19 protein-coding genes and 1 tRNA gene are annotated in these 22,433 nt (G+C 63.7%); 8 read left to right on the forward strand and 12 right to left on the reverse strand.

All coding sequences use genetic code 11. The annotated features are described in order from the left end of the window. Positions 1 to 138: 138 nt before the first annotated feature. From AK81_RS26320 to AK81_RS26330, 3 genes are all read right to left on the reverse strand, one after another. Positions 139 to 1,569 (reverse strand): aldehyde dehydrogenase family protein, encoded by a 1,431-nt coding sequence (locus tag AK81_RS26320; RefSeq protein ID WP_043204052.1) that lies wholly within the window; start codon positions 1,567 to 1,569, stop codon positions 139 to 141. Between the two features lie 13 nt (positions 1,570 to 1,582). Further along, positions 1,583 to 3,082, reverse strand: a complete 1,500-nt coding sequence (locus AK81_RS26325; protein WP_043204055.1) for a purine-cytosine permease family protein — start codon at positions 3,080 to 3,082, stop codon at positions 1,583 to 1,585. A 94-nt stretch (positions 3,083 to 3,176) separates the two neighbouring features. Then, a complete protein-coding gene (locus AK81_RS26330) occupies positions 3,177 to 3,566 on the reverse strand; it encodes a YybH family protein (RefSeq protein WP_043204058.1) in 390 nt (129 codons plus the stop codon). A 380-nt stretch (positions 3,567 to 3,946) separates the two neighbouring features. Between AK81_RS26330 and AK81_RS26340 the strand changes: the two genes are divergently transcribed. From AK81_RS26340 to AK81_RS26375, 8 genes are all read left to right on the forward strand, one after another. After that, the gene (locus tag AK81_RS26340; RefSeq protein ID WP_043204061.1) at positions 3,947 to 4,966 is read left to right on the forward strand and encodes a transporter; all 1,020 of its coding nucleotides are present in this window, start codon (positions 3,947 to 3,949) and stop codon (positions 4,964 to 4,966) included. Positions 4,967 to 5,236: 270 nt separating this feature from the next. After that, positions 5,237 to 5,857 carry an isochorismate family cysteine hydrolase YcaC gene (gene ycaC, locus AK81_RS26345; RefSeq protein WP_043204063.1) on the forward strand — a complete coding sequence of 207 codons (621 nt, stop codon included), beginning with the start codon at positions 5,237 to 5,239 and terminating at the stop codon, positions 5,855 to 5,857. Between the two features lie 93 nt (positions 5,858 to 5,950). After that, a complete protein-coding gene (gene ppk2, locus AK81_RS26350) occupies positions 5,951 to 6,769 on the forward strand; it encodes a polyphosphate kinase 2 (RefSeq protein WP_043204065.1) in 819 nt (272 codons plus the stop codon). A 36-nt stretch (positions 6,770 to 6,805) separates the two neighbouring features. Continuing rightward, positions 6,806 to 8,002: a monovalent cation:proton antiporter-2 (CPA2) family protein gene (locus AK81_RS26355; protein WP_043204067.1), complete on the forward strand. Its 1,197-nt coding sequence runs from the start codon at positions 6,806 to 6,808 to the stop codon at positions 8,000 to 8,002. 39 nt (positions 8,003 to 8,041) lie between these two features. Continuing rightward, on the forward strand, positions 8,042 to 9,139 hold the full coding sequence (locus AK81_RS26360; protein WP_043204070.1) for an AI-2E family transporter: 1,098 nt from the start codon (positions 8,042 to 8,044) through the stop codon (positions 9,137 to 9,139). A 3-nt stretch (positions 9,140 to 9,142) separates the two neighbouring features. Continuing rightward, entirely contained in the window at positions 9,143 to 10,657 is a 1,515-nt protein-coding gene (locus AK81_RS26365; RefSeq protein ID WP_043204073.1) for an efflux transporter outer membrane subunit, read from the forward strand. Further along, positions 10,654 to 11,742: an HlyD family secretion protein gene (locus tag AK81_RS26370; protein WP_043204076.1), complete on the forward strand. Its 1,089-nt coding sequence runs from the start codon at positions 10,654 to 10,656 to the stop codon at positions 11,740 to 11,742. Before AK81_RS26365 ends, AK81_RS26370 begins: the two co-directional genes overlap by 4 nt. Further along, a complete protein-coding gene (locus tag AK81_RS26375; RefSeq protein ID WP_043204079.1) occupies positions 11,732 to 12,742 on the forward strand; it encodes a DUF2955 domain-containing protein in 1,011 nt (336 codons plus the stop codon). The genes AK81_RS26370 and AK81_RS26375 overlap by 11 nt, the downstream gene beginning before the upstream one ends. 99 nt (positions 12,743 to 12,841) lie before the next feature. On the opposite strand, the gene AK81_RS26380 is transcribed toward AK81_RS26375, so the two are convergent. The 9 genes from AK81_RS26380 to AK81_RS26420 form a co-directional block, all read right to left on the reverse strand. Then, positions 12,842 to 14,554, reverse strand: a complete 1,713-nt coding sequence (locus AK81_RS26380) for a SulP family inorganic anion transporter (RefSeq protein ID WP_043204080.1) — start codon at positions 14,552 to 14,554, stop codon at positions 12,842 to 12,844. Between the two features lie 345 nt (positions 14,555 to 14,899). After that, a complete protein-coding gene (gene ychF / locus AK81_RS26385) occupies positions 14,900 to 16,000 on the reverse strand; it encodes a redox-regulated ATPase YchF (RefSeq protein ID WP_043204081.1) in 1,101 nt (366 codons plus the stop codon). Between the two features lie 24 nt (positions 16,001 to 16,024). After that, positions 16,025 to 16,609 (reverse strand): aminoacyl-tRNA hydrolase, encoded by a 585-nt coding sequence (pth, locus tag AK81_RS26390; protein WP_016501511.1) that lies wholly within the window; start codon positions 16,607 to 16,609, stop codon positions 16,025 to 16,027. Positions 16,610 to 16,688: 79 nt separating this feature from the next. Next, positions 16,689 to 17,282, reverse strand: coding sequence for a 50S ribosomal protein L25/general stress protein Ctc (locus tag AK81_RS26395; protein WP_043204082.1), 594 nt, complete (start codon positions 17,280 to 17,282; stop codon positions 16,689 to 16,691). A gap of 118 nt (positions 17,283 to 17,400) precedes the next feature. Further along, complete coding sequence (locus AK81_RS26400; RefSeq protein ID WP_003247410.1) at positions 17,401 to 18,342, reverse strand: ribose-phosphate pyrophosphokinase; 942 nt, start codon at positions 18,340 to 18,342, stop codon at positions 17,401 to 17,403. Between the two features lie 47 nt (positions 18,343 to 18,389). Then, positions 18,390 to 18,464 (reverse strand) — tRNA-Gln (locus tag AK81_RS26405). 20 nt (positions 18,465 to 18,484) lie between these two features. Continuing rightward, on the reverse strand, positions 18,485 to 19,345 hold the full coding sequence (gene ispE, locus AK81_RS26410; protein ID WP_043204083.1) for a 4-(cytidine 5'-diphospho)-2-C-methyl-D-erythritol kinase: 861 nt from the start codon (positions 19,343 to 19,345) through the stop codon (positions 18,485 to 18,487). Between the two features lie 4 nt (positions 19,346 to 19,349). Continuing rightward, the gene (gene lolB, locus AK81_RS26415; RefSeq protein WP_043204084.1) at positions 19,350 to 19,967 is read right to left on the reverse strand and encodes a lipoprotein insertase outer membrane protein LolB; all 618 of its coding nucleotides are present in this window, start codon (positions 19,965 to 19,967) and stop codon (positions 19,350 to 19,352) included. Between the two features lie 4 nt (positions 19,968 to 19,971). Further along, entirely contained in the window at positions 19,972 to 21,693 is a 1,722-nt protein-coding gene (locus tag AK81_RS26420; RefSeq protein ID WP_043204085.1) for a tetratricopeptide repeat protein, read from the reverse strand. Positions 21,694 to 22,433 lie beyond the last annotated feature (740 nt).

Consider the following 22,433-nt stretch of genomic DNA (forward strand, 5'->3'; position numbering starts at 1 on the left):
GGAGCGGGCATGCCCGCGAAGAACCCAGCGCGGTGGATGGCACCGGCTTCGCCGGTGTTCGCGGCGGTTCGACGCCTCGACACGCCCGCTCCCACAGGTACTGCATTAAGCCCGAAGCCTGCGCGGCCCCTTGCGGTATCAGCCGAGGCACCGCGTCACATGCTTGACCGATTGGTAGGCCGACAACCCCCAAGGCCCCAGCTCGCGGCCGATGCCGCTGCCTTTGGTGCCGCCCCACGAGGTTTCGACGAACACCGCCTGCACCGAGTTGATCCACACATGGCCAACCTCCAGCGCGTCGGCAACGCGCTCGGCGCGGTCGAGGTCGGCAGAGCACACTGTCGCGACCAGCCCGAAGCGGCTGTCGTTGGCCTCGGCAATCGCCTGTTCCTCACTGGCAAACCGGCGTGCGCACAGCACCGGGCCAAAGATTTCCTCGGTCCACAGGCGGCTGTGTTTCGGCACATCGGTATACAGCGTCGGGATGACGAACCAGCCGTCGCGGTCCAACGCCTTGCCACCGGCCAGGCACTGCAAGCCTTCTTCCCGCGCGGTGGCGAAGTAGCTGGCCACCTTCAGCCATTGGGCCTGGCTGGTTAGTGGGCCCATGTCGACCTCTTCGGTCAACGGATTGCCAACCCGCAGGTTTTCCAGTGCCGCCTGCAAGCGTGGCAGCAGCGCATCGGCAATACCGTCCTGCACCAGCAGCCGCGAAGTGGCTGAGCACATCTGTCCGGCGTTCCAGCTGATGCCGGCGACAATCCACTCCACGGCCTGGTCGACATCGCAATCATCGAACACCACGATGGCCGACTTGCCGCCCAGCTCCAGCGTCACCGGCCGGCACTGTGCCGACGCGCTGCGCATTACCTGGCTGCCGACGCTGTTGCTGCCGGTGAACGACAGTTTGTCCAGGCCGTTGTGGTTGCTCAGCGCGGCGCCGGTCTCGGCCTTGCCGTTGACGATGTTCAGCACCCCGGCCGGGAGGCCCAGGGCGTCGGCGATCTGGCCGTAGGCCTGCTCGATCAGCGGGGTGACCTCCGACGGCTTGAGCACCACGGTGCAGCCGGCAGCCAGGGCCGGGGCAAGCTTCCAGGCGCTGGTCACCAGCGGGAAGTTCCACGGCACGATCAGGCCGACCACGCCCACCGGCTCCAGGCGAGTACGCGCAGTGAAGCCTGGGGCGGCCAGCGGTACGTCGCGATTCTTCGCAGGCAGTTGCTCGGCCAGCTCGGCGTAGTAGCCGAAGGTGGCGATGGCGTCGTCCAGGTCGATCTCGGCTTCGTGGCGCGGCTTGCCGTTGTTGCGCATCTGCAGCGTGATCAACGCTTCGCGGCGTTGCCCGAGCTGTTCGGCAAAGCCGCGCAGGTAGGCAGCGCGTTCGCTGGCGCTGGTGGTTTTCCAGGTGGGCAGGGCGCTGCGCGCTGCGACCACGGCCTGGTCGACCTGGGCCACGCTGGCAGCCATCAGTTCGGCAAACGGTTGCCCTAGCGCAGGGTCGTTGACGCTGATGCAGTCGCTGCCTTGGCCTTCGACCCAGCGGCCGGCGATGTAGTGGGAATTGGTCATGGTCGGTTTCCAGTCAGGCCATTTCGGCAGTTGTCACAGGCGTGTGCGCGGTGCTTTTGCAACGCACCCAACGCGGGCCCCGGGGGCCATACACGCCAGCAGGTTCAGGGAACAGGTTGAGCAGTACCAGGTACAACACGCCGGCCAGCCCCAGGGTGACCGGCAGGCTCAGGTCGATGCCGCCAGCCAGGTCGCCCAGCGGGCCGACGAACTGCCCCGGCAGGTTGACGAAGCACAGGCCGACCGCCGCGCTGGGGAGCCACGCCCCCATGCCGCGCCAGTTCCAGCCATGCAGGAACCAGTAATGGCCGCCACGCTGGCCGCGGGTGAATACCTGCAGGTCATCGGCGTGGTAGAAACCGCGGCGGGTGATAAGGCCGAGGATCATGATCACCATCCACGGGCTGGTGCAGGTGATGATGAGCACCGCAAAGGTCGACACGCTCTGCACCAGGTTGAAGGTGAAACGGCCGACGAAGATGAAGCCGATCGCCAGCACACCGATCAGCAGCGTGGCGCCGGCGCGGCTGAGCAGGCGCGGAAACACGCTGGACATGTCCAGCCCCGTGCCATACAGCGCAGTGGTGCCGGTGGACATGCCACCGATCACCGCAATCAGGCACACCGGCAGGAAGAACCAGCTTGGCGCCACCGCCAGCAGGCCACCCACATAGTTGTTGGCGGCGATGTAGTCCGGTGCCTGGGTCGCTACCAAGGTGGCGGTGCACAGGCCGAACAGGAATGGAATCAGCGTTGCACCCTGGGCGGCAATCACCGCCAGCATGATGCGCGCCTTGGGTGTCGCACGCGGGATGTAGCGCGACCAGTCGCCCAGGAAAGCGCCGAACGACACCGGGTTGCTCATGGCCAGGATCGCAGCGCCGACGAACGCCGCCCAGAAGCCCGCCTGGCCGTGGTTGACGCTACCCGCGTAGCCGGCGTCGAACGGCCCGGCAAAGGCGACGATGCCCAGCAGGAACAGCAGGCTCGAAGCCCACACGGCAATCTTGTTGACCCACAGCATGAAGCGGAAGCCGAAGATGCACACCACCAGTACCAGCACCGCGAACAGGCCGTAGGCCAGGCCCAGGGTGAGGTCGGTTTCCGGCAGGCCGGCCAGGCGCTTGGCGCCGCCGACCAGGGCATCGCCCGAGCTCCACACCGACAGCGAGAAGAACGCCACCGCTGTGAGCAGCGACAGGAACGAGCCGACGATACGCCCGTGCACGCCAAAGTGCGCACCTGACGACACGGCGTTGTTGGTGCCATTGAGTGCACCGAACAGCCCCATCGGCGCAAGAATCAGCGCGCCCACGCCAACGCCAAGCAGAATTGCCCATACGCCCGCCTGGAACGACAGCCCGAACAGCACGGGGAAGCTGCCCAGCACGGCGGTGGCGAAGGTATTGGCACCGCCGAAAATCAGGCGAAACAGGTCCAGCGGGGAGGCGTCGCGTTGATCGTCGGGGATCTGTTCGACGCCGTTGGTCTCGATACCGGTCGAGTGGCTCATGGTGATGCTCCAGCGCGGTTGTTGTGGGCCTGCGCAGTGCGCGGGCCTTCTTGTGGGTGCGATGGCAGGGCGGCAGGGCCGCGTAAAAAAGTGATCAGGCCGGGGAGACGACCGACAGGTGCTCGTGGCAGGCCAGCCACTGGTCACCCTGGCGGCGGAATACGATGGTCTCGCGCTCGCTCAACGGGTGTTCTTCGCCGGCGATGCGGATATGCGTGGCCACATCGTGCGTGAAGATCGCCACATCACCTTGCAGGCTGACGTGGGCATTGCCCGACTCGCAGGCAAGCACGGCAAAACCTTCGGCCTGCCACTGGGCCCAGAGGTCTTCGTAGGCACGGCGCGACAGCAGCGGTTGCGGCAAGGTGTGGAAAAGGAACGTGGCGTCTTCGCTGAAGCAGGCGAAATAGCGGGCGGTGTCGTTGCTGGCGAACGCGGCAACGAGGTCGGCGGCGGCTTGGCGCACCTGAAGTGTCTGGTCCACGGGAGTGGCCTCACGGTTTTTGTGATTATGGTGAAGCGATTCTGGTGGGGGTTGGCGAGGCGACAAATCGCTGAAGGCAAATAATCAGTTCAGGAATTTGTGAAGTGATGACAGTGACCCGGTATCCGTGGTTATCAGCAAGCTCCCGGGTTTGTACGGATTCTGTAGGAGCGGCCTTGTGTCGCGATCGGGCCGCAGGGCGGCCCCAGCAATTTCTGCAGTGAAGCTGAAATCCCGGGGCCGCTGTGCGGCCCGATCGCGACACAAGGCCGCTCCTACAGGAATCGCGTCAGCCGTGATGGCGAAGGCTGCTGTCATCTGGCTGCAACGTTTTTTCAGCAACATTTCTGCCATCTCCCCGTGCCTCATTGCGAGTTCGAATGGGCCATCCCGCGCTGCACCTGCCACAGGACCACGACCTGTTCGGCTTGCTCTACGCCTTTGCTTTTCGCCCCGGCCAGCCAGGGCGTGAAATCGATTCTGCGCAGTTGTTGCACAAGCTCGGCCAGCCGCTGGAGCCTGGCGAGTTTCTTTGGGTGCACCTGAACCTGGCCCACGCGGCCTGCGAACGCTGGTTGCGTACCCACCTGCAGTTGCCCGAGGCCTATTTTGAAACCCTGCGCGAAGGCTCGCGCTCGACCCGCATCGAGCACGCCGACTCGGCGCTGCTGGCAGTGGTCAACGACGTGGTGTTCAACTTTGGCCTGGTGTCGTCGGATATCTCCACGCTGTGGGCTTGTGCCAGCAGCCAGTTGCTGGTGAGCGCACGTTTGCAGCCGTTGCATTCGGTGGACAAGCTGCGCTCGTCGGTCAAGCATGGCGAGCGCTTCCACTCGTCAATCGAGCTGCTGGTGCACCTGCTGCGCGACCAGGGCGATGTGCTGACCCAGATCGTGCGCGAAACCACCACCAGCGTCGACCGTATCGAAGACCAGTTGTTGTCCCAGCGCCTGAGCGACAACCGTGCCGAACTGGGCAGCATGCGCCGGGTGCTGGTGCGCTTGCAGCGCCTGCTGGCGTTGGAGCCGGGGGCATTGCTGCGGCTGCTCAACCGGCCGCCCGAGTGGTTGCAGGAACAGGACATACGCCAGCTGCGCGCGGCCACCGAAGAGTTCACCCTGGTCATCAGCGACCTCACCGCCCTGGGCGAACGGATCAAGCTGCTGCAGGAAGAAATCGCCGCCAAGGTCAACGAGCAGACCAACCGCACCCTGTTCACCCTGACCGTGGTAACGGTGCTGGCGCTGCCCATCAACATCATCGCCGGCTTCTTCGGCATGAACGTCGGCGGCGTGCCCCTGGCGGAAAACCCCCATGGTTTCTGGGTACTGGTGGCGTTGGTGGCGACCTTCACCGTGCTGGTGGGGCGCTGGGCATTTCGCAAACGCCGGGAGTACTGACTCTTGAGCGCGGGCCTGATTTTTTGTGGGAGCGGGCATGCCCGCGAAGCAGGCGACGCGGTGGATGGCACGGGCTTCGCCCGTGTTCGCGGGCAAGCCCGCTCCCACAGTGATCGCGCAAACTTTCAGAGTTTGACCAAGAAAGTTGCCCCCGCAAAGGACCGCGCACGCTCAGGCATTGTGCGAAACCTGACCCGACCGACGGCCCTCCCACGCCACTATCCTTGCCTACGCTGATACACCCAACCCGCTGAAGCAAGGAGATCCACCGTGACCTTCCAATACAAGCGTCTGGACAAGAACAACGTCGCCGTGCTGCTGGTCGACCACCAGACCGGCCTGCTCTCGCTGGTAAGGGACATCGACCCCGACCGCTTCAAGAACAATGTGCTGGCCCTGTCCGACCTGGCCAAGTACTTCAAGCTGCCGACCATCCTCACCACCAGCTTCGAGACCGGCCCCAACGGCCCGCTGGTGCCGGAACTGAAAGAGCAGTTCCCTGACGCCCCCTACATTGCACGCCCCGGCAACATCAACGCCTGGGACAACGAAGACTTCGTCAAAGCGGTAAAAGCCACTGGCAAGAAGCAGCTGCTGATCGCTGGTGTGGTGACTGAGGTGTGCGTGGCCTTCCCGGCGTTGTCGGCGCTGGAGGAGGGCTTTGAGGTGTTCGTCGTCACCGACGCCTCCGGCACCTTCAACGAACTGACCCGTGATTCGGCCTGGCGGCGCATGGAGGCTGCCGGGGCGCAACTGATGACCTGGTTCGGGGTGGCGTGTGAGCTGCACCGCGACTGGCGTAATGACATCGAAGGTTTGGGAACGCTGTTCTCCAACCATATCCCGGATTACCGCAACCTGATGACCAGCTACAACAAGCTGGCCAAGTAGCGTTTTTCAGGGGGCCGCGCGGAATTGGCAAGCGACGCGGCAATCCGTCATGAATCGACCATACTGACTCTTCATTCGCCTCGGGAGAGTGTCATGTCGAAGCCGTCCAGGAAGAAGCCAACCCAGGACCAGCCAGAAAAACTGGGCGGCAAGGCTTACGAAAAAGCGCTCAAGCACCTGCATGTGGAGTTGGTGAAATTGCAGGAGTGGGTGGTGGCCAAGGGCCTGAAGGTATGCATCGTCTTCGAGGGCCGCGATGGCGCCGGCAAGGGCGGCACCATCAAGGCCATTACCGAGCGCGTCAGCCCGCGGGTGTTTCGCGTGGTGGCGCTGCCGGCACCGACCGAGCGTGAAAAAACCCAGATGTACCTGCAGCGCTACCTGGGGCATTTGCCCGCAGCGGGCGAAGTGGTGATCTTCGATCGCAGCTGGTACAACCGTGCGGGCGTCGAGCGGGTAATGGGCTTTTGCTCCAGCGAACTCGTCGACAAGTTCCTCACCGGTGTGCCCGTGTTCGAAAAGGTCATGGTCGAGTCGGGGATCATCCTCATCAAGTACTGGCTCGAGGTCAGCGCCGACGAGCAGACCCGTCGCCTGCAGGATCGCATCAACGATGGCCGCAAGCTGTGGAAGCTTTCGCCCATGGACCTCAAGTCGTATACCCGCTGGGATGACTACACCCAGGCGCGTGACGACATGTTCGCCGCGTCGGATACCTCCTGGGCGCCGTGGTTCATGGCCCATTCCAACGATAAGCGCCGCGCCCGGCTGAATATCATCAGCCATATGCTCAGCCGTATTCCCTACAAAGACATTACCCGCGACCAGGTGGTGAAGCTGCCTAAACGCGGCAAGATCGGCAAGTACAAGGCTGTGGCCTACCCGTTCAAGGTCGTAGAAGAACGCTTCTGAACCCCTCCCTGCGGGGAGCTGCGAGGGTAAGAGCTCATGCCACATGACGGCAGCCTGTTGCAGGCGACGGTGGTGTTCCTGCTGGCCGTGGTGCTTCTGGTGCCACTGGCGCAGCGTTTGCGGATGGGCGCTGTGCCTGGGTATCTGCTGGCCGGCATGCTCATCGGCCCCTCGGTGCTCGGCCTGCTGAACAACCCCGATAACGTGGCGCGTCTGTCAGAGATGGGCGTGGTGATGCTGCTGTTCGTCATTGGCCTGGAGCTCTCGCCCCGGCGCTTGTGGACCATGCGTCGGGCGCTGTTCGGCGTGGGTACGCTGCAAGTGGGGCTGAGCGCCGTGGTGCTCGGGCTGCTGGCCTATTGGCTGTTCGACCAGTCGCGGCCGGCCGCCATCGTGCTGGGCGTGGGCCTGGCGCTGTCTTCCACCGCGTTTGGCCTGCAGGTGCTGGCCGAGCGCAAGGACCTGGGCAAGCCCCACGGCCGCCTGGCTGTGGCCATCCTGTTGTTCCAGGACATTGCCGCGATCCCGCTGATTGCCGTGGTGCCGTTGCTGGGCGGCAATGTCAGTACGGCCGATGAAGGGGCCTGGCCATTGCTGGCCGTGGCGGCTGGCATTGGGGTGCTGATCATCTTCGGCCGCTACCTGCTGACGCCGGTGTTCAAGTGGACGGTGGGTTCGGGCCTGCCCGAGCTGTCCACCGCCACTGCCTTGCTGGTGGTGCTGGGCACCGCCTGGGTCATGGAGCATGTGGGTGTGTCGATGGCACTGGGCGCATTCCTGGCCGGCGTGCTGATGGCCGAGTCGCCGTTTCGCCACGAGCTGGAAACCCAGATCGAACCGATCAAAGGCTTGCTGCTGGGGCTGTTCTTCGTGGGCGTGGGGATGAGCGCCGACCTGCACCTGCTGTTGAGCATGCCGCTGGCGGTGTTGGGGCTGACGCTGCTGCTGGTGGGTATCAAGCTGCCGTTGCTGTATGGCCTGGGGCGCATGGCCGGTGGCCTGAATACGTCCCAGGCGCTGTGCCTGGGCGTGGTGCTGGCCTCTGGGGGCGAGTTTGCCTTCGTGGTGTTCAAGCTGGCGCGGGACCATCAGGTGTTGTCAGCACAGGTGCATGACCTGCTGGTACTGGCCATCACCCTGTCGATGGCCGTGGTGCCGTTGGTGATGATGGCCCTGGCGCGACGGCTGCGTGACGTACCGCCCGCGCAGGTAACCCCGGAAACGGAGCACTGAATCGAGACACACGGCGAACAGAACGTTCGGAGGTGCAGCATGCAACCGGGTATCAAGCTGGACAGTGCGCTGTCGCGGGGCCTGCTCGATGTGTTGATCAAGGCGGGTCTGGTGGCCGGCCTGGTGATCTTCGCCTTCCAGGTGTTCCAGCCGTTCCTTGAGCTGATGCTGTGGGCGGTGATCCTGGCGGTTACCTTGTACCCGCTGCATTGCCGCCTTCAGCGCCGTACCGGGCTCAAGCATGGCTATGCGGCGACGCTGGTGGTGCTACTGGTACTGGTGGTGCTGCTGGTGCCGATCTACCTGGTGGTAATGTCCATCGGCGAGTCGGTGGACAGCCTGGTGACGTTGCTCAAGAGCGGGGCCTGGAGCGTGCCGACGCCGCCTGAGTCTGTGGCCGCCTGGCCACTGATCGGGCCGAAGGTGCATGCGCTATGGTTGGCGGCCTCCGAAAACATGGCCAGCGTACTGAATCAGTGGATGCCGCAAATCAAGGGCGCCGGGCTTACGGTGTTAGGCGCTGCGGCCAGTGCCGGTGCGGCCTTTTTTCTGTTCATCGGTGCGATCATCATTTCCGGAGTCATCATGGCCTTCGGTGACCGTGGCGAAGTCGCCGCGCAGCGGATCGCCATGCGGGTATCGGGCGAAGAGCGCGGCAAACCCATGGCCAAGTTGTGCACCGCCACCATTCGCGCGGTGGCGCAGGGCGTGATCGGCATCGCCTTCATCCAGATGCTGCTGATCGGCGTCGGTTTTGTGGTCAAAGGGGTGCCCGGGGCCGGCATGCTGGCCATCGTCATCCTCATGCTGGGGATTGCCCAGGCACCCGCCACCCTGGTCACGGTGCCGGTGATCATCTACGTGTTCAACGTCGAAGGCTTCACTGTGGCGACCATCATCTTCGCCATCTACACCTTTGTCGCCGGGCTGGCCGACAACGTGCTCAAGCCGCTGCTGCTGGGGCGTGGGGTGGACGTACCGATGCCGGTGGTGCTGATCGGGGCACTGGGCGGCATGGTGGTCAAAGGCATCATCGGCTTGTTCATCGGCCCGGTGATCCTTGGCGTAACCTACGTGTTGTTCTGGCAATGGGTTGCGCTGCAGGTGCCGGAGCAACCGGCACCACCTGCTGCCTGAGCCATGCCCAACCGCTGCTGTGGCCTCGGCCTGCTGATGGTGCTGGCCGGCTGCACCCAGGTCGGCCCGGACTTCGAAAAGCCCCGGGACCCGTGGCTGGACGGTTGGAGCACGCCATTGCTGGAGCAGGCAGGGCGTAGCGCCGCAACACCCGACCTGCGCCAGTGGTGGGCGGTGTTTGCCGACCCGATGCTGGATGCGCTGATTGCCGAGGCCGACGCCAACAACACCAACCTGCGCGTGGCTGGCCTGCGCATTGCTGAAGCCCGCGCCCAGTTGGCGATCGTGCAGACCGGGCGTTATCCACAGTTGCAGCAGCTGAGTGCGCAGAGCCTGTACTTGAAGCAGAACCAATCCGGCACGGCCACTGCGCGCGACTCGGTGTTCTGGCAGTCCAGTGTCGGGTTCGACATCGGCTGGGAAATCGACTTCTGGGGCCGCTTCAGTCGCGCCATCGAAAGCGCCGATGCCGTGTACTTCGCCTCTCAGGCCAACTATGCCGACGCCATGCTGCTGCTGCGTGCACAAGTGGCCGACACCTACTTTGCCCTGCGAACTGCCGAGGCGCGGCTGGCTATCGCGCAAGAGAACGGCAAGCGCCAGGCGCGCAGCCTGGAGATCACCGAGCGGTTGTTCCGCCATGGCGAAAATGACGAGCTCGACTGGCAGCAAGCGCGCACTCAATACCTGGCGACCCTGGCCACCATCCCCGAATTCGAGAACCAGCTCAACGCCCTGCGCAATGTGTTGTGCTCATTGCTGGGCCGCCCGCCCGGGCCGCTACCGCAGCTGGAGGCCGGCCATGGCCAGCTGCCGTTGCCAGACCGCGCAGTGCTGCAGGGCGTACCTGCCAGCCTGCTGCAGCGCCGCCCGGATATCCGCGCTGCCGAGCAGGCGGTGGCGGCGCAGTCGGCGTTGGTCGGCGTGGCCGAAGCTGATCTTTATCCACAGCTGAGCCTGCTGGGCAGCATCGGCTGGACCTTTTTATCGGCCAGTCACCTGCCCAATACCTTCGATATCGCTGCCGGGCCCAGCCTGATCTGGAACCCGTTCGACTATGGCCGTCGCAAGAACGCCGTGCGCATAGAGGATGCCCGCTTGCAGCAACTGATCGAGCTGTACCACCAGGGCGTGCGCGAAGCCGCCCGCGAGGCCGACGATGCGGCCAGTGGGCTGGTGCGTTCGCTGCAGAGTGCAGCCATCCGCGACCAGGCCTCCCTGGCTGCGCAACGCTCGCTGAACCTGGCCAGCTCGCAGTACCGTGAAGGCTTCGCCGACTTCCAGCGCGTACTCGATGCCCAGCAATTGTTGTTGCAACAACAGGACGGCTACCTGGTCAGCCGCGGCAACGCCGTAAGCAGCCTGGTGACCTTGTACAAGGCCTTGGGCGGTGGCTGGGACGCCAGCCGCGCACCGATCGACCCGGCCACCCGCCAGCAGATGCAACAACGCACCGACTGGGGCGACTTGCTCGACCCGCCAGCCCCCACCGCACATGCAAAAGGTGAAAGCCAATGAGCGACGCCACGCCCCCGACAGCCCCTGATCGTGGCATGCGCTGGGTACTGCTGCTGATCGCCGTGAGCCTGCTCTGGTACCTGCTGGCCGACCGCTTCACGCCTTACACCCAGCAGGCGCGCCTGCAGGCCTACGTGGTACCGGTGAGCGCCGAGGTCGCCGGGCAGGTCAGGCGCGTGGCGGTGGGCAACAACCAGGAAGTGCGCCAGGGCGATGTGCTGTTCGAGCTGGACCAGGAGCAGTACCGCATTGCCCTGGCCCGTGCCGAAGCCGACCTGGACACGGTACGCCGGCAGATCGGCGCCCACACCGCCGGCATCGATTCGGCCCAGGCGGCACTGGTGGCGGCCCAGGCCAACGAGCGCAAGGCGCGGCAGGACGCCGAGCGGCTCAAGCGCCTGATCGATGAGGACCCGGGCACGGTATCGGTGCGCCGCCTGGAAGGCGCCCAGGCTACCCGCGACCAGGCCATCAGCCAGGTGGCGGCGGCCCGTGCCGAAGTGGAGCGCGCCCGTGAGCAGCAGGGCGGGGCGCAAGATGACAACGCCCAGTTGCGCAGTGCCGCAGCCAATGTCGAGAAGGCCCGCCTGGACCTTGCCCGTACCCTGGTGCGCGCCGACGCCAATGGGCTGATCACCGATTTGCGTACCGACGTTGGCCACTATGTCGGGGCTGGCAGCCCGATGATGACCCTGATCACTATCCATGACGTGTGGATAAGTGCCGACATGACCGAGAACAACCTCGGCCGCCTGCGCCCGGATACTCCGGTGCTGGTGGTGCTTGATGCGCTGCCCGGCACCGTGTTGAAGGGGCGTATTCGCAGCATCGGCTACGGCGTTAGCGTGGGCCAGAGCACCCCGCCGGGCACATTGCCCACCGTGCAGAACAGCCGCGAGTGGCTGCGTTCGGCCCAGCGCTTTCCGGTGATTGTCGAATTGGAGCGTGATCAGTTGCAGGACAAGCGCGGGCTGCGGGTAGGCGGGCAGGCCGAGGTCATGGCGCTGCCCAGCGAAGGCAACCCGCTGAACCTGCTGGGCCGGCTGTTCATGTGGTTGATGAGCTGGTTGTCCTATGCCTATTGAGTTGCGCCGCCTGCGCGCCCTGCGCCTGGCCTGGGGTGTGGCGCTGTGCCTGGCGGTGAGTTTTGGAATCGGCTTGCCGGTGCCGATCCTGGCGCCGGTGTTCGCCGTGCTGTTGCTGGCCATGCGCAGCCAGCCACTGCCCCTGCGAGCGGCGCCGGCCCTGGCGGTGCTGGTACTGCTCGCCTGTGGCAGCGGGCTGTTGCTGATTCCGCTGTTGCGCTACGCCCCGGTGAGCGGGGTGTTGCTGGTGGGCGTAGGCGTTTTCCTCACCCTGCGCTACGCCCTCAAGGGCGGCAACGGCCTGCTGGCCAACTTGCTGGTGGTCGGCCTGACCATGATCGCCGCCGCCGGCACCAGCGACTTCACCTTGGCGCTGTCGGTGGTCGAAGCGCTGGCCAAAGGCATGCTGCTGGCAGTGCTGGGCACGGCGCTGGCGCATGTGCTGTTTCCCGAGCCTGCTGGAGCACCGGCGCAACCGGTACCACCGCTGCTGGGCCGCGAGCATGTCAGCTGGGTGGCATTGCGCGCCACGCTGATCGTGATGCCGGCGTTTCTGCTGGCGTTGATTGCCCCGGACCAGTACATGCCGCTGATCATGAAGGCGGTAAGCCTGGGGCAGCAGGCCGGCGAAACTCGCGCGCGGCATGCCAGCCGGGAGTTGATCGGCTCGACCTTGCTCGCCGGCTTGCTGGCGATACTGATGTGGGGCGCGTTGGGCCTGTTCGTGCACCTGTGGATGTTCTTCCTCTGGGTGGTGCTGTTTGTCCTGTGGCAGGCGCGGCGGCTGTATCAGGCCGTGCCGAACCGGCACAGCCCGGCGTACTGGGTCAGTTGCCTGACGACCCTGCTGATTTTGCTGGGGCAGTCGGTGCAGGACAGTGCGGGTGGGCAGGATGTGTACAAGGCCTTTGCGGTGCGCATGGCCTTGTTTCTGGCGGTTTCGGTGTATGCCAGTGCCATGTTGATCTGGATTGATGGGCGCCGGGTTCGATCTGCTTAGATTCCTGTACCGGCCTCTTCGCGGGCAAGCCCGCTTCTACAGGACTGTGCGGTACCTTGTGGGAGCGGGTTTACCCGCGAAGAGGCCGGCACAGGAAATTCAGGGCTGCCAATCAACCCCACTCTCTTCCAGATAGGCATCCACAGCAGCACCCACCGTGGGGTGAAAGGCCTTCTCCCCCATATGCTGAAACAACCCGAACCGCCGCATCTTGTCCTTCACCGGGTCCTTCATCTCGGCAAACTGCAATTCCACCCCGCGTGCCTCCAGTGCCCGGTCCAGCTCGGCCAGCATGTCAGCCGAGGTGATGTCGATACTGGTCACCGGTTCCGCCGCTATCAGCAGCCGCTGCACCGGCGTCGGCGACTCGTCCACGGCCGCCATCACTGTGCTCTGGAACTGCTCGGCATTGGCAAAGAACAGCGGCGCGTCCCAACGCAGCAACACCAGCCCCGGAATGCGTCGTGCCTGTGGATAACGCTGCACATCGTGGTACCCCCGGGTGCCATCCACCCGGCCCAGCACTGCATGGTGTGGCCGCCAGCCGTCCCACAGAAACTCGATCACCGCTATTGCCACCGCAATGCAGATACCGGGAATGGCGCCAAACACCGCCACGCCGACGAAGCAGGTGAACGACAGCCAGAACTCCCACTGCTGCATGCGGAATATACGTTTGAGGTCGGCGAACTCGAACAGCCCCAGTGCCGCGGCAATCACCACAGCCGCCAGGGCGCTGTTGGGCAGGTGCTGCATCAGGTTGGGCGCCACCAGCAGCAACAGGGTCACCGCCAGCGCACCGATAATGCCGGTGAGCTGGGTTTGCGAACCGGCAGCTTCGGCCACCGGTGTGCGCGACGAGCTGCTGCTGATGGGGATGCCCTGAAACAGCCCCGAGGCGAGGTTGGCTACGCCCAGGCCAAACATTTCCTGGTTCGGGTTAACCGGCATTTTCAGGCGTGCAGCGTAGGAACGTGACAGCACACTGGTATCGGCGAACGACACCAGCGCCACCGCGATGCCGCCAAGCAGCACCTCCACCAGGTCGATATCGCTGACCCAGGGCAAGGCGAAGCTGGGCAGCCCTTGCGGCAACCTTCCGAGCACTTTCACGCCTTGCTGATCGAGCCCCAGCAGGCTCACCGCCAGCGTGGCCAGCACCACGGCAATGAGGATGCCTGGCACGCGCTTGAATGGCTTGAACAGCAGGATCAGCGCCAAACTGGCGCCACCGACCATGAAGCTTGGCCAATGACCCTGGCCGGCGAGCAAGGCCTGGATCAGGTTCCAGATATCCCGCAGCGGGCCTTGGCTGTCCACGGACAGGCCGAACAGTTTGGGCAGCTGGCTGATCAACACCGTGAGGGCGATGCCGTTCATGTAGCCATAGCGGATCGGCTTGGACAGCAACTCGGTGATGAAGCCCAGGCGCAGCAGCCCGGCAATCACACAGAACGCCCCGGCCACCAGCGCCATCAGGCTGGCGATGGCGATTGCCCGCTGTGGGTCGCTGGCGGCGTACTGCACCACCACCGCCAGGATCGGCGCGGCCAGTGCCGAGTCCGGGCCCAGCACGAGGATGCGGCTAGGGCCGAACAGGGCATAGGCCAGCAACGGGATGATGGTGGCGTACAGACCGTAGATACCCGGTACCCCGGACGCTTCGGCGTAGGCAATGCCCACCGGTACCAGCATGGTTGTCAGCACCAGGCCGGCGGCGATGTCCTTGGCTAGCCAGGCGCGTTGGTAGTGGAGCAGGGTGACCAGGCCGGGCAGCCAGCGTTGCCAGTCGACGCGAGGTGGTTCGGGCATGGTGCGGGCTCTGGGGGAGGAGGGTGCTCCATCACAGCTTAGATGCTGACATCGGGGGCCGCTTTGCGGCCCATCGCGACACAAGGCCGCTCCCACAGGTACTGCATTAGCCTGAAGCCTGCGCGGTCCCGGTGGGAGCGCGCATGCTCGCGAAGAGCCAAACGCAGGGGATGGCACCGGCTTCGCCGGTGTTCGCGGGCACGCCCGCTCCCACAGGTACTGCATCAAGCCTGAAACCTGCGCTGTCCCTGTGGGAGCGGGCATGCCCGCGAAGAATCCAGCGTGATGTAACAGAAACGAAAAAGCCGCGCTATTGCGCGGCTTTTTCGTGTTGAGTCGGCTACATCAGACGTTGAAGCGGAAGTGCATCACGTCGCCGTCTTTGACGATGTAGTCCTTGCCTTCCAGGCGCCATTTACCGGCTTCCTTGGCACCGCTTTCACCCTTGAACTGGATGAAGTCGTCATAGGCCACCACTTCAGCGCGGATGAAGCCTTTTTCGAAGTCGGTGTGGATAACCCCGGCCGCTTGCGGTGCGGTGGCACCAATGCGAACGGTCCAGGCACGCACTTCCTGCACACCGGCAGTGAAGTAGGTCTGCAGGTTCAGCAGCTCGTAACCGGCGCGGATCACGCGGTTCAGGCCAGGCTCTTCCAGGCCCAGGGCCTCAAGGAACATGTCCTTCTCTTCGCCGTCGTCCAGCTCGGCGATTTCTGCTTCGATCTTGTTGCACACCGGCACAACCACCGCGCCTTCTTCCTCGGCAATGGCCTTGACCACGTCCAGGTGCGGGTTGTTGTCGAAGCCGTCTTCGGCGACGTTGGCGATGTACATCACCGGCTTGCTGGTCAGCAGGTGGAAGCCACGGATGACGGCTTTTTCGTCGTCAGCCATGTTCTTCATCAGGCTGCGCGCAGGCTTGCCTTCGGTGAAGTGCGGGATCAGCTTTTCCAGAATGGCCTTTTGCGCCAAGGCTTCCTTGTCGCCGCCTTTGGCGTTGCGGGTAACCTTCTGCAGTTGCTTCTCGCAGCTGTCGAGGTCGGCGAAGATCAGTTCGAGGTCGATGATCTCGATGTCACGCTTGGGGTCGACGCTGTTGGAAACGTGAATCACGTTCTCGTCTTCGAAGCAGCGCACCACGTGGGCAATGGCGTCGGTCTCGCGGATGTTGGCGAGGAACTTGTTGCCCAGGCCTTCGCCTTTCGATGCACCGGCAACCAGGCCGGCGATGTCGACGAATTCCATGGTGGTCGGCAGGATGCGGTTTGGCTTGACGATTTCAGCCAGCGCAGCCAGACGAGCGTCGGGCATCGGCACGATGCCGCTGTTTGGCTCGATGGTGCAGAAAGGGAAGTTCTCCGCCGCGATGCCAGACTTGGTCAGTGCGTTGAACAGGGTGGACTTGCCGACGTTGGGCAGGCCGACGATGCCGCAATTGAAACCCATGGGTATTCCCCTCTCTAAAGGAAATCAGGCCTTCTGGCTGTGCAGCTCGCGCATCGCCTTGGCAAAGTCGCCGGCAAGCACGTCCGGCAGCACGCCGAGGGCAAAATCGATGCTGGCGTCGAGCTTCTCCTGCTCGGCGCGCGGCGCGCGGCCCAGGACGAAGTTGGAGACCAGTTTGGCGTCGCCCGGGTGGCCAATGCCAAGCCGCAGGCGGTGGAAGTCGTTCTGGTTGCCGAGCTGCGCGATGATGTCGCGCAGGCCGTTGTGCCCACCATGGCCGCCGCCGCGCTTGAGCTTGGCAACGCCCGGAGGCAGGTCGAGTTCGTCGTGTGCCACCAGGATTGCTTCCGGCTTGATGCGGAAGAAATTCGCCAAGGCCGCCACGGACTGGCCGCTGCGGTTCATGTAGGTGGTGGGGATCAACAAACGAACGTCGTTGCCCTGATGGCTGAATTTAGCCGTCAGGCCGAAATACTTTTTGTCAGCGGTGAGCGAAATACGCTGGGCGCTGGCAATGCGTTCAACGAAAAGAGCCCCTGCGTTATGCCGGGTCTGTTCGTATTCGGGGCCGGGGTTACCCAGGCCAACGATCAACTGGATGGCGGTCACGTCAGGGGCTCTTCCTTGGAGTTGGTGGGTCACAGTGCGCGCGGCACTGTAACCCGATCAACGCCGGCGTGCGAGTGGATTACTCGGCAGCGCCTTCTGCTTCTGGAGCAACGCGTGGAGCGTGAACGTTGGCAACAGCTTTGTCATCACCGTGGGCCAGAGCTACGAACTCTACGCCTTTCGGAGCTTTCAGGTCCGACAGGTGGATGATGGTGCCGACTTCGGCGTTGGCCAGGTCAACTTCGATGAACTCAGGCAGGTCTTTGGCTTCGCAGGAAACTTCGATCTCGGCAACAACGTGGGAGATCTCGCCGCCTTTCTTGACCGGTGCTTCTTCGTTGATGAAGTGCACTGGAACAACAGCGGTCAGTTTCTGGCCAGCAACAACGCGAACGAAGTCGGCGTGCATGATGAACTGCTTGGCTGGGTGACGCTGCATGGCCTTGATGATGACGTTCTGCTTAACACCGTCAACATTCAGCTCGATAACGTGGCTGAAAGCAGCTTCGTTTTCGAACAGCTTGGTGATTTCCTTGGCCAGGATGGTCAGGGATTGAGCTTCTTTATCGCCACCGTAGACAACGGCCGGGATGTTCAGCGCATGACGCAGGCGGCGGCTCGCACCTTTCCCCAGGTCAGTACGCGCTTGGGCGTTCAGAATAAAATCAGTCATTTTGTTTCTCCAAAATAGCCCCCCGAGAGCGTTTGCGACCAGCGCCAACGGGGATGGCAAAAAAGCCCCGCCCCAACACATGCTGGGGCGGGGCGCTTCACATCAACACGCGTTCCGCTTAGCGGAACATCGCACTGATCGATTCTTCATTGCTGATGCGGCGGACCGCCTCAGCGACAACCGGTGCGATATCCAGCTGGCGGATACGGTCACAGGCTTGAGCAGCGGCGGACAGCGGAACGGTGTTGGTCACCACCAGCTCGTCCAGTACCGACTTCTCGATGTTCTCGATCGCGCGGCCCGACAGGACAGGGTGCGTGCAGTAGGCGTAAACCTTGGCAGCGCCGTGCTCTTTCAGGGCTTTGGCCGCGTGGCACAGGGTGCCGGCGGTGTCGACCATGTCGTCTACCAGGATGCAGGTGCGCCCTTCGACGTCGCCGATGATGTGCATAACCTCGGAGTGGTTAGCCTTTTCGCGGCGTTTGTCGATGATACCCAGGTCGACGCCCAGGGACTTGGCAACGGCGCGTGCGCGCACGACACCACCAATGTCCGGGGAGACGATCATCAGGTTCTCGAAACGCTGGTCTTCGATGTCATCGACAAGAACGGGCGAGCCGTAGATGTTGTCGACGGGGATATCGAAGAAGCCTTGGATCTGGTCAGCGTGCAGGTCGACGGTGAGAACACGGTCGATACCTACGACAGTGAGCATGTCAGCGACAACTTTGGCGCTGATGGCTACACGTGCCGAACGCGGACGGCGGTCCTGGCGGGCATATCCGAAGTAAGGAATCACGGCGGTGATTCGGGATGCTGAGGAGCGGCGGAAGGCGTCGGCCATCACTACCAGTTCCATCAGGTTATCGTTGGTCGGGGCACAAGTCGGCTGAATAATGAAAACGTCTTTACCGCGAACATTTTCATTGATCTCAGTGCTGATCTCGCCGTCGGAGAATTTACCGACAGAGACGTCACCGAGAGGGATATGCAGCTGACGTACGACACGCCGAGCCAGATCGGGGTTAGCGTTCCCCGTAAAGACCATCATCTTGGACACGCGCAGTACCTGAAGGCTGAGGGTATACCTGGATGAGTATAGGAAAATGGCAGGGGCGGCTGGATTCGAACCAACGCATGGCAGGATCAAAACCTGCTGCCTTACCGCTTGGCGACGCCCCTGTATCTGTTGCTGCGAACGCTTATGCGCTCGACTTCTTGACCAGACTTTGCAGCTTGCGATGCAACATCGAAATATTGCTTCCTTTCGCCACAAACCCTGTTTGGGTCGCTGAAAGAAGGGCCAGAACTTTATCAGCTTCGGCTTTGCTTGGGAAGGCCCCAAACACACAACTTCCAGTGCCGGTTAGTCGAGCCTCAGTGAACTTACCCAGTGAATTCAACGCATTGCGAACTTCTGGATAACTCTGCTCTACCACCGGTTGGCAGTCATTTCGACTGTTTCCCTCGGGAACGGGGCGCATATTAAGGGGGAGGGAATCACGTGTCAACTGTGGATGTGAAAAAATTTCTACTGTGCTGACAGACACTTGCGGCACCAGCACGACATACCAGGGCTCATCCGGGTCGACCGGGGTCAGTTGCTCGCCCACGCCCTGGGCGAACGCCGCATGGCCGCGCACGAAGACCGGTACATCGGCGCCCAGGCTCAGGCCCAGTGCGGCCAGGCGGTCTTCATCCCAGTCCAGTTGCCACAGGTGGGCGAGGGCCAGCAGGGTGGTAGCGGCGTCCGAACTGCCGCCGCCGATGCCGCCACCCATGGGCAGCACCTTGGTCAGCCAGATGTCGGCGCCCAACGGGCTGCCGGACTGTTCCTGCAACTTGCGCGCGGCACGCACGATCAGGTTGCTGTCGTGCGGTACGGCCTCGATCTCGGTGTGCAGGCGGATCACGCCATCGTCACGAACGGCGAAACTCAGTTCGTCGCCATGGTCGAGAAACTGGAACACGGTTTCCAGCTCGTGATAACCATCCGCGCGGCGGCCGATGATATGCAGCCACAGGTTGAGCTTGGCCGGGGCGGGCAGGGTGATTTTCTGCATGTGATCAGTGCCCCAGCTGGCGTGGCTGCCAGTCCTTGACCACCAGGGTCACGTCCAGGTCCTTGCCATGCAGTTTCAGGCGCTCGGGCAACCAGTAGCCATTCTGTTCGGTGTAGCTCAGGTACTGCACCTGCCAGCCATCCTGGTCAAGGCTGGCCAGGCGGCTGTCGCCGTCCAGGGTCAGCTTGCTCTTGCTGTCGGGGGCGGGCAGGCCGCGGACCCACCAGACCAGGTGCGACACCGGCAGCCGCCAGCCAAGCTGCTCTTCCAGCAGGGCTTCCGGGCTGGAGGCCTCGAAGCGACCCTGGTTGGCCACTTCCAGCACCACGCCGCCGGGGCGGCCGGTCAGGCGTGCGGCACCACGGCCGAGCGGGCCAGCCAGGCGAATGTCGTAGTAGTCCTGGCGCTGCAGCCAGAACAGCGTGCCGCTGCCTGAGTCGCGCGGGGCGCGGATCCCGACCTTGCCGTTGATCTGCCAGCCATCAAGGCTGCTCAGCTGCTCTTTATGGGCCCGCCACTGTTGTGGGTCGCCGTGGCCTTGCAGGGCCTCGCGGCTACCGAAGCCGGCACAGCCGGCCAGCAGGGCGATCAGGGTGAAGGTGATGCAATGGCGCAGGAACATGGCGTTAAAGGGTCTCGGATCCGGTCAGGCGCAGGATGGTCTTGCGCAGGATGGGGCTGTCGGCCTGGGCTTCGTAGCCCTTGGCCCATACCTGGCGGGCTTCGCGGCGCTTGCCGTTGGCCCACAGCACTTCGCCCAGGTGGGCGGCCACTTCGTGGTCGGGGAAGTTGGCAAAGGCTTGGCGCAGGTAGGTTTCAGCCTCGTCGAGGTTGCCCAGGCGGTAGTTGACCCAGCCCAGGCTGTCGAGTACGGCCGGGTCGTCCGGCGTCAGCTGGTGGGCCTTGTCGATCAGCGTCTTGGCTTCGCTGTAGCGAGTGGTACGGTCGGCCAGGGTGTAGCCCAGGGCGTTCAGCGCCATGGCATTTTCCGGTTCGCGGGCGATGATGGCGCGCAGATCCTTTTCCAGCTGTACCAGGTCGTCACGCTTTTCGGCCAGCATGGCGCGGGTGTACAGCAGGTTGAGGTCATCCGGGTAGCGCTGGATGGCTTGCTGCAATACCTGGCTTGCCTGGGCGTCCTTGTTGTTGTTGCTGTAGCTTTCCGATTCGATCAGGAACAGCTGGATGGCGTAGTCCGGCTGGGCTTCGCGGGCCTCGGCGAGCAGGCGCGAGGCCTCGGTGCCGCGGCCGTTGGCAATCAGGATGTCGGCCTGGCGCAGCTGCGCCGGCAGGTAGTCGGGGCCGGTGCCGACCAGGGCGTACTCACGCAGGGCGCCAGCGGGGTCGTGGCGTTCCTCGCGAATGCGGCCCAGGTTCAGGTGTGCGGCGTCGACGTTGCTGTCACGCTCGACCAGTTCCTGCAGGTAGCCTTCGGCTTCATCCCAGTCTTTGTTCTCCAGGCACACCAGGGCCAGGGAGTAACGCAGTTCGTCATCGTCCGGGTATTGCTGGACCAGGCTGAGGAACTCGCCCTTGGCGTCGGCGATGCGGTCCTGCTCGACCAGGGTGCGGGCGTAGGTCAGGCGCAGGCGCTTGTCATCCGGGTTGTCGCGGATTGCGCCGCGCAGCAGGGGCAGTGCCTCGGGGCCGCGGTCCAGGGCCTGGAGCAGGCGGGCGCGCAGCAGGATCGGGGCAATTTCGCCGTTGTGCGCCGGGTGCGATTCGAGCAGCTCCAGCGCCTCTTCGGCCTTGCCGTCCTGGTTCAGCAACAGGGCCTTGCCGAACACCAGCTGGCCGTTGTCCGGGTATTTCACCAGCAGGCGCTCAAAGCTTTGCAGCAGGCCGTCGCGGGTGCTCTGGTCGGTTTCGGCGGCGGACAGGGCGAGGAAGTCGAAGTGGGTGTCGCCCTGGCCCTGCAGCACCTTTTCCATGTAGGCCATGGAGTCGTCATAGCGGCCGGCGCGGGCCAGCTGGATGGCGGCGGCGCGCTGGGCGTCGAGGTTCTGCGGGTCGTTGCGGGCCCAGACCAGGGCATTGTCCAGTGACGGCTCGTCGGCGCCGAGGTATTCGGCAATGCGGTAGGCGCGCTCGGAAACCGCAGGGTCCTGGGTTTTTGCTGCCTGGTCGGTGTAATTGGCCAGGGCGATGTCGAAGCGGTTGCGTTGGCCGGCCAGCTCCGCGACCAGCAGGCTATACAGCGTGTCCTGCTTGAACGAGCCATACACCACGGGCTTATCCGCCTCGCCCTTGCCGGCTTCGGCGACGGGAGGCTCGGCCTTTTGCGGGGCCAGGCTCTGGCAGCCCTGGAGCAGGGCGAAGGCAAGCAGCAATGCGTATGGTTTGTTCATAGAAAGGCTTATAGGAGGACTCACCGGCGGTCGGAGCATGATGACACAAGCGCGGGGGCAAAACCCACCTGCGAAGGTATGAAGCATAGGCTTAGCACATGCAGACCGCGACATGCGCGGGTGGTTCGTTCCAGAGCCTGCCGCGATGCTGGTACCCAGTGTTTGTGATCTTGCTTTGGCTTTGGCTTTGGCTTTGGCTTCTGCTTCTAAGCGCGCGGTAGTCCAGGCAACACAGATTGCGACTTCAGGAGGCCGAGCGCAGGGCTTGCGAAGGGAGGTGACGGGCATGGATGCCCGTCAAGCGCTGGGCCCCAGGATGGGGCCTGCAGCGCGGTCCTCCCGGGAGCAAGCCCGGAGCGAGGGAACCCCGGAGCGCAGCGCAGGGGCCGGATGATGGGAGCGGACGGCTTTGGTTACTTTGGCCAAGACCAAAGTAACCCGCCGGAAGGGCGGAAAGGTGACTAAGCGCCACCTGCGCGAACGAATGTCTACACTGTGTTCAAGGCCCATGCCAGTCAAAAGCAAAAGCGTGTGCGGCGGTTTTGATGTTGCGAAAAGTCCGTTTGCGATGGCGACGCTTACTCACCTTTTCGCTCTTACAGCGAGTCACTTTTTGTCAAACGCCCCCCGTGTCAGCCTACCTGTCGCCTCTATTGATTGACTCAATCTTCCAAGGGGGCGAAGGTGCAAGGTAATGAAAAAGCGTTATGACTCTGAATTCAGAGACTGGGCTGTTCAGC

The organism is Pseudomonas putida W15Oct28 (assembly GCF_000708715.2).
GTDB classification, from domain to species: Bacteria; Pseudomonadota; Gammaproteobacteria; order Pseudomonadales; family Pseudomonadaceae; genus Aquipseudomonas; species Aquipseudomonas putida_R.